Genomic DNA, 1,063 nt, shown 5'->3' on the forward strand with positions numbered 1-1,063 from the left:
CGCTGGGGGAATGCCTCAGCGAGTCCGAGGGCGACGTGACCATCCAGACGGCCCTGCTCGAGGCCCGGCCACTGGCCGGAGACGCCAAGCTGTTCAAGCTGATGGCCAAGCGCTTCATGGCGGCCATGGACCCCAAGGCGTTCTTTCGCGCCAAGACCCTGGAGAGCCTGCAGCGCCACACCAAGTTCGACGACACGCCCTACGCGCTGGAGCCCAACTGCAAGGAAAGCCCCGGCGGCCTGCGTGACCTGCAGATGCTGATCTGGATCGCGCGCGCGGCGGGCCTGGGCAAGACCTGGAAGGCCCTCAGCGCACGCGGCCTCATCACGCCCTTCGAGAGCCGCCAGTTGCAGCGCAACGAGGGTCAATTGACGCTGATCCGGGCGCGACTGCATGCGGTCGCCGGCCGGCGCGAGGACCGGCTTGTGTTCGACCTGCAGACCGCCGTCGCGCAAAGCTTCGGCTTCGAGAGCACGGCCTCGCAGCGGGCCTCCGAGGTGCTGATGCGGCGCTACTACTGGGCGGCCAAGGCCGTCACGCAGCTGCACCAGATCCTGCTGCTGAACCTGGAGGAGCAGATCAATGGCTCCCAGCAGGGCTTGCTGCGGCCCATCGACGGCCACCCGGACTTCCTGGACCGCGGCCGCATGCTGGAGGTCGCCAGCGACGACCTGTACCAGCGCGACCCGCACGCCATCCTGCGCACCTTCCTGATCTACCAGCAGACGCCTGGCATCAAGGGCCTGTCGGCGCGCACGCTGCGGGCGCTGTACAACGCCCGCGGCCTGATGGACGCCGCCTGGCGCCGTGACCCGGTCAACCGTGCGACCTTCATGACGATGCTGCGCGAGCCCGAGGGCCAGACGCATGCCTTCCGGCTCATGAACCAGACCTCGGTGCTGGGGCGCTACCTGTGGGTGTTCCGCGCCATCGTCGGGCAGATGCAGCACGACCTCTTCCACGTCTACACCGTGGACCAGCACATCCTGATGGTGCTGCGCAATGTGCGGCGCTTCTTCGTGCCGGAGCATGCCCACGAGTACCCGTTCTGCTCGCAACTTGC

At 67.7% G+C, this 1,063-nt stretch carries 1 protein-coding gene; it reads left to right on the forward strand.

The window, feature by feature from the left end:
- Positions 1–1,063: [protein-PII] uridylyltransferase family protein (locus AC1DU6_RS32455; RefSeq protein WP_477862352.1), on the forward strand; the 1,063-nt coding region annotated here is incomplete at both ends.

This window comes from Roseateles sp. P5_B10, assembly GCF_056400485.1.